The 12939-nt window shown below is 52.4% G+C and carries 14 protein-coding genes; 1 reads left to right on the forward strand and 13 read right to left on the reverse strand.

The features are described from left to right. Window positions 1-19 precede the first annotated feature (19 nt). The 9 genes from hflC to FN001_RS09280 form a co-directional block, all read right to left on the reverse strand. Entirely contained in the window at window positions 20-895 is an 876-nt protein-coding gene (hflC, locus tag FN001_RS09240) for a protease modulator HflC (RefSeq protein ID WP_142411623.1), read from the reverse strand. Beyond that, window positions 895-2052, reverse strand: a complete 1158-nt coding sequence (gene hflK, locus FN001_RS09245; protein ID WP_486463500.1) for an FtsH protease activity modulator HflK — start codon at window positions 2050-2052, stop codon at window positions 895-897. The genes hflC and hflK overlap by 1 nt, the downstream gene beginning before the upstream one ends. Beyond that, window positions 2043-2609, reverse strand: a complete 567-nt coding sequence (locus FN001_RS09250) for a Holliday junction resolvase RecU (RefSeq protein ID WP_142411625.1) — start codon at window positions 2607-2609, stop codon at window positions 2043-2045. Before FN001_RS09250 ends, hflK begins: the two co-directional genes overlap by 10 nt. A gap of 103 nt (window positions 2610-2712) precedes the next feature. Further along, on the reverse strand, window positions 2713-3714 hold the full coding sequence (locus tag FN001_RS09255) for an RluA family pseudouridine synthase (protein ID WP_142411626.1): 1002 nt from the start codon (window positions 3712-3714) through the stop codon (window positions 2713-2715). A gap of 12 nt (window positions 3715-3726) precedes the next feature. Next, window positions 3727-4299 (reverse strand): O-linked GlcNAc transferase-like protein, encoded by a 573-nt coding sequence (locus FN001_RS09260; RefSeq protein WP_243022229.1) that lies wholly within the window; start codon window positions 4297-4299, stop codon window positions 3727-3729. A gap of 105 nt (window positions 4300-4404) precedes the next feature. Continuing rightward, window positions 4405-5169, reverse strand: coding sequence for an SDR family NAD(P)-dependent oxidoreductase (locus FN001_RS09265; RefSeq protein ID WP_142411627.1), 765 nt, complete (start codon window positions 5167-5169; stop codon window positions 4405-4407). A gap of 64 nt (window positions 5170-5233) precedes the next feature. Further along, window positions 5234-7342: a YgiQ family radical SAM protein gene (locus FN001_RS09270; RefSeq protein ID WP_142411628.1), complete on the reverse strand. Its 2109-nt coding sequence runs from the start codon at window positions 7340-7342 to the stop codon at window positions 5234-5236. Between the two features lie 194 nt (window positions 7343-7536). Next, complete coding sequence (locus FN001_RS09275; protein WP_142411629.1) at window positions 7537-8193, reverse strand: HAD family hydrolase; 657 nt, start codon at window positions 8191-8193, stop codon at window positions 7537-7539. Further along, a complete protein-coding gene (locus tag FN001_RS09280) occupies window positions 8190-8936 on the reverse strand; it encodes a pseudouridine synthase (RefSeq protein ID WP_118322720.1) in 747 nt (248 codons plus the stop codon). Before FN001_RS09280 ends, FN001_RS09275 begins: the two co-directional genes overlap by 4 nt. A 271-nt stretch (window positions 8937-9207) precedes the next feature. Here FN001_RS09280 and FN001_RS09285 point away from each other — a divergent pair, with 271 nt between their 5' ends. Continuing rightward, window positions 9208-10302 carry a hypothetical protein gene (locus FN001_RS09285; protein ID WP_142411630.1) on the forward strand — a complete coding sequence of 365 codons (1095 nt, stop codon included), beginning with the start codon at window positions 9208-9210 and terminating at the stop codon, window positions 10300-10302. 87 nt (window positions 10303-10389) lie between these two features. Here the strand turns inward: FN001_RS09285 and FN001_RS09290 are convergent, their stop codons facing one another. From FN001_RS09290 to FN001_RS09305, 4 genes are all read right to left on the reverse strand, one after another. Then, window positions 10390-10983 carry an ATP synthase subunit B family protein gene (locus FN001_RS09290; protein WP_118297966.1) on the reverse strand — a complete coding sequence of 198 codons (594 nt, stop codon included), beginning with the start codon at window positions 10981-10983 and terminating at the stop codon, window positions 10390-10392. 21 nt (window positions 10984-11004) lie between these two features. Continuing rightward, on the reverse strand, window positions 11005-11502 hold the full coding sequence (gene coaD / locus FN001_RS09295; protein WP_118322729.1) for a pantetheine-phosphate adenylyltransferase: 498 nt from the start codon (window positions 11500-11502) through the stop codon (window positions 11005-11007). A 143-nt stretch (window positions 11503-11645) separates the two neighbouring features. Further along, window positions 11646-12200: a 16S rRNA (guanine(966)-N(2))-methyltransferase RsmD gene (gene rsmD / locus FN001_RS09300; RefSeq protein ID WP_142411631.1), complete on the reverse strand. Its 555-nt coding sequence runs from the start codon at window positions 12198-12200 to the stop codon at window positions 11646-11648. A gap of 489 nt (window positions 12201-12689) precedes the next feature. Further along, window positions 12690-12905 (reverse strand): alpha/beta-type small acid-soluble spore protein, encoded by a 216-nt coding sequence (locus FN001_RS09305; protein ID WP_118297964.1) that lies wholly within the window; start codon window positions 12903-12905, stop codon window positions 12690-12692. Window positions 12906-12939 lie beyond the last annotated feature (34 nt).

The following is a 12939-nucleotide window of genomic DNA, read 5'->3' on the forward strand; positions in this document are numbered from 1 at the left end:
GTTTTATCCTGTCCGTTCCTTAATAGTTCCCCCGGAGAATCTTCGCAAGCTCTGAATTTTCATCCAGAATGATCGTCTTATTGTCTCCCTTGAGACTTGCCTTTAACGCGTCCAGACTGCGGATATAATTATAGTAATCGGCCTTGCCCTCGTCATTGTATGCGCCGGAGAGGATCCGCATGTACTCCGCCTCGCCTTCCGCGCGGATCTTCTCCGCCTGGGCCTGGGCCTCGGAAATGATGATAGAGACTTCTTTATCCGTACTGTTCTTGATGACATTGGACTGGTACTCACCGTCCGCGATATATCCGGCGGCAATGTTCTGGCGCTCGGAGATCATGCGCTGGTAAACAGCCTCCTTGTTGGAATCCGGGAGATCAAGAAGCTTTGTCTCCACCTTCTTTACCTTGATCCCGTAACTGTCTAAGGATGTACCGATCTTTTCCGTGATCATCTCCGCGAGCTTTCCGTCGCGTCCGGAGATCACATCCGCCTGATCCGTCGATGAGATCACGTTTTTTACCGCGTTGTATACAACAACGGAGATCCTGCTCTCCGCATTCGCCTTGTTGGCGCCGAGTCTGGAGAGATATGCGAGTGGGTCTGTCACGCTCCAGAGCGCGAAGGAATCCGTCACCATGACCTTTTTATCCCTGGTGTTGACCTCACTCGGGATCAGGTCATAGATCATCTCATAATTCGGGATCGACTGGGTCGTCTGTAAAAACGGGATCTTAAAGCTCAGTCCCGGCGTGTCGATGACACGGACCACCCGCCCAAACTGGAGGACCAGCTTGTACTCGTCATTGTAGGTGCTCACCATACTGCCCTGAAGGACGATCAGCGCGAGGAGAAGAACGATAACTCCAATGATCTTTCTGCCTGTTTTTTTCATCAGTTCTCCCCTCCTGTCTGTGCTGCCGCTGCCGCGGATGTGCCGGAAAACGGTTCCAGCGGAAGTAATGTCTGTGTGCCGTTTCCACCTGTGATGATGACTTTGAGATCCGGAAGGACTTCCTCCATGGTCTCATAGAACATCCTTTTTTTCGTGATCAGCGGGTACTTCACATACTCCGCGTATGTGTCCTCGAAACGTGCCACCTGACCGTTCGCCTCGTTGATGCGCTGTTCCTTATAGGCCTCGGCATCCTGCAAAAGCTTATCGGCTTTCGCCTTCGCCTCCGGGATGTTCTCGGACTGATATTTCTTCGCGGAGTTGATCGCGGTCTCCATGCCCTGTTTCGCGTCCTCAACAGCTTTGAAGGCATTTGCCACATCATCTCTCGGCATCTCCGTATCCTGGATCGACACGTTGTAGATGCCGTATCCGATGTTCTCATCGACGAGACGGTTCGTGAGCTGCTCCTTGATCCGCTCCTGGATCTGGGTCTTTCCGGTCGTGATGACGTCATCCACGTTGTAGACGCCGACCGTGTCACGGATATAGCTCTGTGCGAGGTTTTTGATGATCGATTCGTACACGCTTCTGTGGCGTACCGCCTGGATCGGATCCGTAACCATGTATTCCACATAGAAATCAACATTCGTCAGGTTGAAGTCCTTTGTGATCATGAGACTCTCGTTCTCAATGGATACCGGATTGTCGATGGACGCGCCGTCCGCCCGGGACGGATCCGTCGTATATCCGATCTGCATGCCCGTGATCGCCTTGGAGACCTTTGTCACGCGCTGGATCACCGGGAGCTTAAAATGAAGACCCGATGCCTCCTCCACAGACGGTTTTCCGAAGGTCGTCACCACCGCCATCTCCTCCTCGGAGAGTGTGTAGAAGCTGTCGAAGGAAAGAATGGCGGCCGCAAATACCACCACGGCGACCGTCACCGCAAAGCCTGTATGCTTCGGTATCCGGATCTTTCCGCCGCTCTTCTTTTCCTTGTTCCCGTTTTCTTCTGTCTGTTCATATACCACGCGTTCAGCCTGGTTTTCTTTTCGCTTCTTTGCCCCGGCAAAGAGACCGTCGAGTGTTCCGTTCTGCTTTAACGCGCGGAACACGAATACCGCGATCACAACGAGCCAGATGATCAGTTCCATGATTCGCTGTCTCCTCCTTTTTCATCTTTCCGGTCAAGATCCTTCTGGATCCCTTCCAGGTAATGGACAAACATATCCCGGTGGCTCCGGATCCGGAAAGATTCCGGCACCACCTCTTCGTAGGTAAAGCTTTTCCTTCCTCCCTCTTCCATCCGCCTCCAGAAGCGGTACATCGTGTCAAACGGAACGTAGTAGATCTCGTCTTCCGACGTAAAGGAGAGGATAATGAAGGAGATCCCGCCCTGCGCCTCAAATTCCTTCATGAAGGCGATCTGGTGCGGATGGATGTTCTGGAGCGGAAAGGTCCGCACCGCACATTCCTTCGCGTCAAAACAGACCGGGAGTCCCTGGACTGCCCCGATGTAGTCCACGGTACTTTTCATGTCGAAATACGCCAGTGTGATATGGCGGCTCTTTTTGTCGATCTCGATGGGCGTGATCGGGGTCGGGATCTTCTGGATCAGCGCCAGCTTCTTTTCCCGGTAGCTGTCGTTGGTCCGGTTGATCAGATCTTCCAGTGTGGAACCCCTGAGGCCCCTGGTCTTCCATGTTCCCATAAATGTTCCTTATCTTCCGGATGCGGATCCTTTTTCCGGTCCCAGGGATCATCCCATAGAGGTCCACCCCGGGTTCATAAAGGTTCTGTCTCCGGACTTCTTTCTATTCCGTCCTGATCTCTGTCTCCTTTAAAACAGAGACAAAATTTCCCGGAAGCGGCGCCTCAAATGCCTTGCCGGAAAGGTAGGCAAACGGTTCCTCAAGCTTCGGGAACTCCAGCCGGTAAGAATGTAAAAGCTGATACTTTACCGTCCGGCCGGATGGGGAAACCTTTGAAACTCCGCCGTATTTGGAATCCCCGACGATCGGATGGCCTAAGGACGCCAGATGGGCTCGGATCTGGTGGGAACGTCCCGTCAGAAGCGTTACTTTTAACAGCGTGAATTTTCCATCCGACGAGATCGGCTCATATTTCGTCTGGATCCGCTTCGGCGCGTTCTCGGGATCGCCTTTTCCCGCATACCGTTTCGCCTCGGATTCCGTGAGGATCCGCACCTGATTCTTTCTCTCGTCCTTCAAAAGCCAGCCGTCCACGGTCTTTACATCCCGGATCACGCCGGAGACGAGACACTTGTAATATTTGTGGATCGACCTGTCTTTGAATACGCCGGAGAGCATCTGAAGACCCGCAAGGGACTTTCCTGCTGCCACGATTCCGCTCGTATTTCTGTCCAGACGGTTGCTGACCGACGGACGGAAGGCCCTGAGACCGCTCTCCGTGAGCTTTCCGCTCCCCAAAAGATAGTCGATCAGGTATTCCACGAGGGATTCATCCGTCTCCTTCGCCTTCTGGGACAGCATTCCCGCAGGTTTATTGATCAGGATGATCTCACTGTCTTCGTATAGGATATCGAGATCCACCTTTTTTACCGCCTGCACCTGGACGCTCGAAAATTTCCCGATCGTCTCCTCCGCAAGAAACAGCTTCACGACATCGCCTTCGGCGAGTTTTTCATTTCCCTCACACTTTTTCCCGTTCAGCGTGATGTTCTTCTTGCGCATCATCTTATAGAAAAAGCTCTTCGACGCCTCATTCATGTACTTCGCAAGGAACTTATCCAGGCGCTGTCCCGCCTCGTTCTTCTCAATCACGATCTCTCTCATTTTTTTATTCCCCTACATGGAAAGACTCTTTAATAACTTTAAAACATGCGGAGCGCTTCCGTCATCCTCTTCCTCTGTGACGGTCTTAAGCTCAGAAAGCCTCCGTAGGAACTTTTTCTCCTCGTTCATGACCTTCGCATTTCCGTCCAGCTTCCAGCCGACTAACATCTCGTTTAAAAATTTCTCCGCTTTCTTCCGGTCCACTTTCGGGTTCGTGCAGTAGAGATACACTCCGGTCGGATGAACGACCGCCGCATCGACCGGCATGATCAGATCGTTGGAGGTGATGACCAGATCATATAAGATCGGGAATTTGTCCTCGTACGGGAGACACGCCTTGTGGAGCTCCTCCGGGACCTCCGGGATCCTCGATGCGACGACAAGCGGGGATGCCAGGTTCGCCATTGGGAGTACCGTGAGGATCGCACTGATCGTGACGAGATTCTTATAGATCTGCTCCGTGACAAAATTTCTTAAGATAAGCTGTGCCACGATCGCCAGGATGAACAGGACAACGAAGAAAAGCTGACGCTTTTTGTAGGCAGTCCTGTATCCATAGGTTCCTTTTTCCAGTCGTAATTTCAAATTTTTTTCCTCTTTTCCGGGAACTGCTCAGATGTCCGCAGTCCCTTTTTCTATTGCTGTATGTGATGCGTAAAACCAGCCCGCATGCGGTGTGCGGTCCGGCAGTTACCAGTTGATAAACCCCATTAAGATCTCGTGGGGAACGATACGGCAGAGAACGTAAAGCGCCTTCATCCACGGTCCGTACACTGAGATCCGTTTGCCTTTCATGCTGTCCATGAGTGCCTTTTTTACTACCTTTTTCGGCTCCGCCATCGTGAGCTTCTTGATCGGAGCGAGTTTTCCCCCATCCAGGGCGATCCCGAAGAATTCCGTCTCCACCGGCCCCGGACATACTGCCGTCACATAGATATTTTTCTTCTTCAGCTCCACGGCCAGCGCCCGGCTGTAGCTTAACACAAAGGATTTTGATGCCGCGTAGACAGCAAAGCCCGGCTGGGGCATAAACGCCGCCGCGGAGGCAAACTGGATGATCCTGCTGTTCTTTGAGATATACGGAAGCACCATCTCCGTCACGGCAACCAGCGCCTCGTCGTTTAACTGCACCATGCCGACCGAGAGGTCCCGCCGGATCGTTCCGACCGCCCCGGTCTTTCCGTATCCTGCGCCGTTTACCAGGATCTTGACGTTCGGCTGCTCTCTCTTTAAAAGGACGGAGAGCGCGCCGATATCCTCCTCACTCGTGAGATCAAGCGGCAGGATCCGAAGATGGACCGGAACCTTTCCGACAAGCTCCTCGAGTCTCTCTTTTCTCCTCGCGACTACCCAGATCTCCTCCAGCGCTGCGAAATGATCCGCGAGAAGATACACCATCTCCCGTCCCATTCCCGATGACGCGCCGGTCACGATCGCAATTTTCTTTCCGCTCATGTGATCTGCCTTTCTGAATGAAATGTTGACCGGTATCTGTTCTGATATGATCCCGGACCGTTCTTTATTTCCTGTTTCTTCCCTGCTGCGGTCTTGGTTTCGGCTTCCTGCCGCCGGTCTGGCCTGCCATCCCTTTCGCCCTGCCGGATACAGCCTGACGGCTGTTTCCTGCTGAGCCGCCCTGACGGCTGTCAGTTCTGGTTTTTCCGGTCTGCGATGCGAAGCGGCTGTCATTTCTGCTCTTCTCGGACCGTGACGCAGCGCGGCCGTTATTTCCGCCATGTCTTTCGCCATCTCTCCGGACGGAACCGCCTCTGCCGGAAGCTGCCTTTCCCGAATGACCGGAATGGTCTCCGCCCGCCATGTCTTTCGCCATCTTCCGCGGCTTGATCAGGCATTTCTGGTCGAATCCGATCAGATCCTCTCGTCCGGCTTTGATCAACGCCTCTTTCACAAGATCGTAGTTGTCCGGATTCCGGTACTGGATCAGGGCGCGCTGCATCGCCTTTTCATGCGGGTTCGTCGGCACATAGACCGGCTCCATCGTCCGCGGATCGAGTCCCGTGTAGTACATACAGGTCGATATCGTCGAAGGTGTCGGGTAGAAGTCCTGTACCTGCTCCGGCATGTAGCCGAGGTCTCTCAGGTGTTCCGCAAGCTCCACCGCCTCTTTCAACGTGGAACCCGGGTGGGAGGACATGAGATACGGGACAAGGTACTGCTTTAACCCGAGCTTCTCATTCATCTTTTTATATTCCTGCGCGAACTTCTCGTAGACCGCATTTTCCGGCTTTCCGAGAAGGCGGAGGACCTGGTCGGAGACATGCTCCGGCGCGACCTTCAGCTGTCCGCTGACATGGTACATGCAGAGTTCCCGGAGGAAATCCTTCTTTTTATCCGCGAGCACATAGTCGAATCGGATTCCGGAACGGATGAAGACCTTCTTGACCTTCGGAAGCGCCCGGAGTTTCCTGAGGAGTGCAATATAATCCGTGTGATCCGCGATCAGGTTCTCGCATGGCTTCGGGAACAGACACTGTTTTCCCGGACAGGCTCCGTATTTCAGCTGTTTCTTGCAGGCCGGGAAGCGGAAGTTCGCCGTCGGACCGCCGACATCATGGATATAGCCTTTGAAATCCGGCTCGTTTGTCAGATATTTGGCCTCCTCGATAATAGACTCATGGCTCCGAACCTGGATGATCCTGCCCTGGTGGAAGGTCAGCGCACAGAAGCTGCAGCCGCCGAAACAGCCGCGGTTGCTGATGAGGCTGAATTTCACCTCAGAGAACGCCGGGATCCCGCCCGCCGCGTCGTAGGACGGATGCCATTTTCTCATATACGGGAGCGCGTAGACATCATCCATATCCTGGACGGAGAGCGGTTTTGCCGGTGGGTTCTGGACCACATATAAATTGTCGCGGTACGGCTCCACCAGGCGTTTTCCGGAGAACGCATCCGTATTCTTATACTGGATCCCGAAGCTCTCCGCATACCGTCTTTTATCCGTTTTGATCTCATCATAGGACGGCAGGATCACCGCATCGTAGACGGAATCCAGACTGTCCGTTTTATAGACGGTTCCGTCGATGAATGTGATGTCCTTCACATCAAGCCCGGAATTTAAGGCGTCCGCGATCTCAACGATCGACTTTTCCCCCATTCCGTAGGAGATCAGATCCGCCTGAGAGTCCACGAGGATCGAGTGTTTTACTTTGTTTGACCAGTAATCGTAGTGTGCGAGACGACGTAAGCTCGCCTCGATCCCACCGATCACGATCGGGATGTCTTTGTAGACCGAGCGGATCAGGTTGCAGTAGACAACCGCCGCGTAATCCGGCCGTTTTCCCATCACACCGCCCGGCGTGTAGGAATCTTTATCGCGCCTTCTTTTCGAGACGGAATAATGGTTTACCATCGAGTCCATGTTTCCGGCGCTCACGAGGAAGCCAAGTCTCGGTCTTCCGAGGATCTGGATGCTTTCCTTATCCTTCCAGTCCGGCTGGGCGATGATCCCGACTTTATATCCGTAGGATTCCAGCACACGGCTGATGATCGCCGATCCGAACGACGGATGATCCACATAGGCGTCCCCGCACACATAGACGAAATCGCACTGATCCCAGCCTCTTTTTTCCATATCTGCCCGGCATACCGGGAGAAAATCATGTATCATATTCTATGTCCTTCATATATTGTTTCCAGCCACCGCCAGTCTGACATATTTGTTCCGAACTTACCGTGGTCTGCCGTAGGCGGAGAACCCAAACTTTCATCCCCCGCCGTTATTATGTTTTTGTATTTCTTTCTGCATCTCCAGCGAATTTCCAGCTTAGGAAAGTCACTGTTTTCACTGAAATATTTGCAGCTTTATAAAAGTTCTCTGTAATCCGCGATCACCGCGTCCGCGAGTGCTCGTTTCTCGTCCATCAGGTCTTTTGAGAAATCATCCTCCACGGCGATCACCGGCATTCCTGCCGCTTTGCCCGCCATAATCCCGGCCGGGATATCCTCAAATACGAGGCACTCCTCCGGCTTTACGCCAAGGCGCTTCGCCACTTCCAGGTAAATATCCGGCTCCGGTTTTCCGTGAGCCACCTCGCAGGCCGTCACCACCACGTCGAAATATTCCTTCACGTTTAAGGAAGTCAGGACCGCGTCCACAATCTCGCTTCCGTTGCTGGTCCCGATCCCCGTGCGGATCCCGTTCTCTCTGCAGTATTTTAAAAACTCCGGCACACCCGGCTTCAGCGGGACCTCATAGCGGTACTTGTCGATCGACATCTGAACCCAGATTGCCTTGATCTCGTCCAGGCTTAACGGAAGCTTAAACCGTTCCTTAAAATACATGGCCGTCTCCGAAAAGCTCATTCCTTCAATGGCTCTCTGAAGATCCTCCGGGCACTCGTAACCATACGCTCCAAGGAATTCGATATCGATGGCTTCCCACATCCACATGGAATCCACCAGGGTCCCGTCGAGGTCAAAAAGCATCGCTTTTTTATGATCCAAAAAATTTTTTATCATAAGTTTTCCAACAACTCCCGTTCTTTATCCGTCAGTTTCCGGTACTCACCGGGTTTTAATGTCGCATCCAGCTTCAATGGTCCCATGGACAGGCGTTTCAGGTGGACAACCGGACAGCCGACTTCCTCCATCATACGCTTTACCTGATGGAATTTTCCCTCGTGAAGAGTCAGACTCACCAGACTCTCCGCCTCCGTCCCTGTCTCCGGATCCCCTGCCTTCCTCTCCAGGATCTCGAGTTCCGCCGGCATGCAGGAAAGTCCGTCCGAGAGTTCCATCCCGTCACGGAACTTCTGTACCGCTTCATCCGGGACAAGTCCCTCACATCTCGCCTCGTAGACCTTATCTACATGGTGACCCGGGGCAAGAAGGCGGTGGGCAAGCGCCCCATCGTTTGTGATGAGGAGCAGTCCTTCCGTATCGATATCAAGACGTCCCACCGGGAAGAGATCTTTCCTCTGCTTTTCATCGATCAGGTCCACGACCGTCTCCCTGCGGCGGTCCTCCGTCGCCGAGATCACGCCCTGCGGTTTATTCAAAAGATAATATTCCAGTTCCACGTACTCCACCGGCGCATTGTCGAGCAGGATCGTATCTTCGCCCTTCCGGATCTTTGTCTCCGGTTTTTTCACGACCTCGCCGTTCACCTTGATCCGTCCTTTCCGGATCATCTCCTTGAGCTCCGTTCTCGTACCTTTTCCCATATCAGCCAGATATTTGTCCAGCCGGATTGCTTTTTCCAAATATTTCTCTCCTTCCGATCACGCACTCTCCGACATTTCCACAGCCGCACCCGCAGACTTTCCAGGTTTCAGACTTTATCCCGGAAATGCATTTTAAACAGGAAAGCGCACTATATTTATCATATCAAAATTCCGGGGAAAGTACAATGAAAATAATAGAAAGAGTTCTGCAGCATCGGCGGGCAGGTTACAGTACGCGGGCAGTGCTTTTTTTTCGTAAGATCCTGATGCGGCCATGAATCCTGAAAAAATTCTGCAAAAAGGAGTGTTTATGATAAAACGAGCTTTTCTGATCTTGCTCTGCCTGATCTTTATGATCTTTCACGCGGATCTCGTAACAAAAGGGGCTGCGTCCGGACTTCTTTTGTGGTATTCCTCCGTCGTCCCGGCGCTTTTTCCGTTTATGGTACTGTCTTCCGTTCTCTCCGCCTCCGGCGGGGTCCAGGCACTCATGCGTCCGTTCCCGGTAATCTTCCGCTTTGCCGGACTGTCGGCGGACGGCTGGTATGTTCTCCTCACCGGTCTTCTCTGCGGCTGCCCCATGGGAGCAAAGACATGTGCCGATCTTTACGCGGAAGGGCGGATCAGCTCCGGGGAGGCGAAATTTCTCTTTGCACTCTGCAATCATCCAAGTCCCATGTTTCTCGCAGGTTTCGTCTGTCCCATGTTTGCTTCCCAGGTCCCGTTGTCATATTTTGTCTTTTCTATCTACGCACCTCTGCTCCTTCTCGCGGTCCCGGCCAGCCTGATCTACCGGAGAGAACACGTCCGGGCCTCCTTTCCGGCCAGCATCACCGCAAAGGCACAGACGAAGCATTCCGCGATCGCTCTCAACGCCGCGATCATGAATCCTGACGCCCCATCTGTCAGCAGGCTGACCAGACCCGCGATCACACTCGACGCCGCGATCATGAATTCCGCGGAGATTCTCGTAAAAATCGGCGGATATCTTATCTTTTACTCCATCCTGATCCTCGTTGTCCGGAACATTTCCCGGATCCCTGCCCCGGTCCGGCTGTTTCTCTGCGGCAGTCTGGAGATCACCACAGGGATCCGTACGGTTCATGGCTCCCTTCCGTATCCGGTTTCCGCCGTCGCCGCAGCTGCCATCTTTTCCTTCGGAGGCTTTTCCGCCCTGTCGCAGACAGACGCGGTGATCCAAAGTGGGAAGTCCCATCAGAACTTTCCGGCAGATAAAGAAGAAGGTTTTCCGGTGCATGGAAATTTCCCGTTAAACAATAAGCGAATAAAAAAAACTGCCGGACTCTCCATCCGGCAGTATCTTCTCTGGAAAATTGCCCATTCCGCCCTGACTGCTGCATTTATGGCAGTTCTCACCGGCATTCTGGGATTTCACTTTTTTTAAATATCGGTTCTCATAAAATACCACTCCCGCATCCTCTCGCAGATCCGGTCCGGTCAGGCCGGTACGCCGTCGACAGCGTTTCCGCAATCAAGCCTCAGTGGAATCCTGTTTTTCCGGCTCAGCGCTCTCCTCTTTCTCAGTGATGATCCCGGAGGAAAGCTCCTTTCTGTTGGAGGAGACGATATCGTAGCTGGACTTCATGGAATTCATGAATGCGTCGAAGCGGCCCTGAGCGCCCTCCATCGTGTGGTTCATGATCGTCTGGAGACTCTTTAACATATCATCGGTATACTGGATCGAACCCTGACGGACACTGTTCGCATCAGCGACCGCATTGTCAACGATCGTCTGAGCCTGCGCCTGCGCCTGCTCGATGATCTCATTTGCCTGGGCATAGGCTCTCTGCATGATCTCGTGTTCATTTACAAGCTCGTTTGTCTGAGCAGTTGCCTCTGCGAGCATCGCATCCGCTTTGCTGTGAGCATCGGAAAGGATCGCGTCCTGATTGCTGATGATCTTCTGATACTGCTTGATCTCATCCGGGATTCTTAAACGGAGCTCGACTAAAAGCTCGTCCAGTTCCTCTTTATTTACGATGATCTTTGATGTAGATAACGGCTGAAATTTACAGCTGTCGATGTATTCCTCAATTTCATTGATTAACTGTTCAATTCTGCTCATGTTGTTTCCTTTTCCTTTCCCTTACGCCTGACTGCCCTGTCTCTCACGCAGTCTCTTATGTACTTCATCCGCCACATAAGGCGTTACAAAATTTGAAATATCGCCGCCGTAAGCCGCTACCTCTTTCACGGTACTGGAACTTAAATACGCGTACTCGAGACTTGTCGTCAGGAATACTGTATCGATACTCGTATCCATCACGCGGTTTAACTGGGCGATCTGGAGCTCATATTCAAAGTCAGTGATCGCGCGGAGTCCGCGGACAACGGCGTTCGCGCCGCATTCTTTCGCGAAGTCAACGGTAAGACCCGCAAAACTTTTTACCTCCACGTTCGGAATGTCTTTTGTGACCTCTTTTAACATCTTAACACGTTCTTCCACGGAAAACAATGGCGTTTTCGCACGATTATTAAGAACGCCGATGATCAGATGATCAAACAGCTTTGACGCACGTCTGATCACGTCGATATGTCCCAGTGTAACCGGGTCAAAACTTCCCGGATAAATTGCTTTTTTCATAATTTCTGTCTCACACCGCGAAAACCCGCGGTTTTTCTCCTCGTTTTATATCGTTCCGTTTTTGTATTTTGACCCGGCTTCAGCCTTCAGTCTCTGACCGCCGGATCTGTCTTCCCTTTTTCAGTCCCCTGAACAGATGATTCTTAATTTTTTCTCAGGAATACATGCTTATTCGTCTTATATTCCTTACTCTTCTCAATCTCATACCCGAGCGCTCCGGCCCAGGAAAAATCAGTATCGAGAGCTTCCTCGACGATGATCAGCGTCTCCTCATCCGCAAGAGAAGTGTCCCTCAGCGCTTCCAGCACCTTCTTCGGAAGATCCATCCGGTACGGCGGATCCATAAAGATAAAATCAAACGCCCTTCCTTCCCGGTCAAGCTTCCGGATCGCCTCTGTCACATCCGCGGACATCACACGAGCCCTCTCTTCCAGATGGGTCGTCTTCAGATTATCCCGGATACAGGAAATCTGTCCGTCTCCCTTGTCCACAAAGACCGCTTCCTTCGCCCCGCGGCTCAGCGCCTCGATCCCGATCGCCCCGCTTCCCGCAAAAAGATCCAGAAATCTCGCCCCGTAAAGATCATTCTGAAGCATATTAAACAGAGTCTCCTTGATCCTGTCCGTAGTCGGCCTCGTCTCCATTCCCTCGACCGTCTTTAAAAGCAGCCGTCTCGCGCTGCCTGCGATTACTCTCATATCTCAACCTCTAACTCATAAAATACCACTGCAATTTTTATTCTCCGCCCCATTATAATCGTATTTTTTCTATTATACAAGTGTTTTCTGAGCCTTTTTCAGACATTGCATAAACCAACGATAAACTCCTCCCCGCTGTCATAACCTCACTTTTCAATCCGCCATCCCACAGCGGTGAGCTTCCGCCTGGGAGCGTCTTGATCCGGGGATCTGGCTTCCTCTTAGCTCGCGGGTGACTGCGTTGGAAAAAAGATGCTACTTGTTTGAGCGCAGCGAGTTGTATCATCTTTTTTCCGCCTTTAGCAGTCTCCCGCAAGCTTAGAGGAACCATCCCCGCATCCCCGGGCGCTCCCAGGCGGAAACTCACCGCGTACCCCTCGCCAATACGTTAATCACCACGTACAGAAAAAAGCCCCCGCGATCAGATAGAATCTCTGAAATCCCATCCCATCGCGAAGGCCTCTCCCTCAGACGCTCAGGCTCTAACCCTTATTTGCCCGCCATCTTCTTCTCCTGTTCCTCGATCATCTTCTTAACCATATAGCCGCCGACGCTGCCGTTCTGGTAAGAAGTCAGATTGCCGTTGTAGCCGTTTGTAAGCGGCACTCCGAGCTCATCCGCGATCTCCATTTTGAATTTGTCCATCGCTTCCTTTGCTTCCGGAACTACTACACGGTTAGAAGAAGAACTGCTTGTGTTAGACATAAGATACGCCTCCTTTTAGTGTAATGCCTTTCCT

It is taken from the genome of Clostridium sp. Marseille-P7770 (assembly GCF_902143525.1).
GTDB lineage: Bacteria > Bacillota > Clostridia > Lachnospirales > Lachnospiraceae > Pilosibacter.

Coding starts and splice junctions, on each gene's coding strand:
- hflK (WP_486463500.1), bottom strand. CDS start 2,052: ATGGAACTGATCATCTGGCTCGTTGTGATCGCGGTATTCGTGTTCCGC.
- FN001_RS09275 (WP_142411629.1), bottom strand. CDS start 8,193: ATGATAAAAAATTTTTTGGATCATAAAAAAGCGATGCTTTTTGACCTC.
- FN001_RS09265 (WP_142411627.1), bottom strand. CDS start 5,169: ATGAGCGGAAAGAAAATTGCGATCGTGACCGGCGCGTCATCGGGAATG.
- FN001_RS09255 (WP_142411626.1), bottom strand. CDS start 3,714: ATGAGAGAGATCGTGATTGAGAAGAACGAGGCGGGACAGCGCCTGGAT.
- coaD (WP_118322729.1), bottom strand. CDS start 11,502: ATGAAAAAAGCAATTTATCCGGGAAGTTTTGACCCGGTTACACTGGGA.
- FN001_RS09305 (WP_118297964.1), bottom strand. CDS start 12,905: ATGTCTAACACAAGCAGTTCTTCTTCTAACCGTGTAGTAGTTCCGGAA.
- FN001_RS09285 (WP_142411630.1), top strand. CDS start 9,208: ATGATAAAACGAGCTTTTCTGATCTTGCTCTGCCTGATCTTTATGATC.
- hflC (WP_142411623.1), bottom strand. CDS start 895: ATGAAAAAAACAGGCAGAAAGATCATTGGAGTTATCGTTCTTCTCCTC.
- FN001_RS09250 (WP_142411625.1), bottom strand. CDS start 2,609: ATGGGAACATGGAAGACCAGGGGCCTCAGGGGTTCCACACTGGAAGAT.
- FN001_RS09270 (WP_142411628.1), bottom strand. CDS start 7,342: ATGATACATGATTTTCTCCCGGTATGCCGGGCAGATATGGAAAAAAGA.
- rsmD (WP_142411631.1), bottom strand. CDS start 12,200: ATGAGAGTAATCGCAGGCAGCGCGAGACGGCTGCTTTTAAAGACGGTC.
- FN001_RS09290 (WP_118297966.1), bottom strand. CDS start 10,983: ATGAGCAGAATTGAACAGTTAATCAATGAAATTGAGGAATACATCGAC.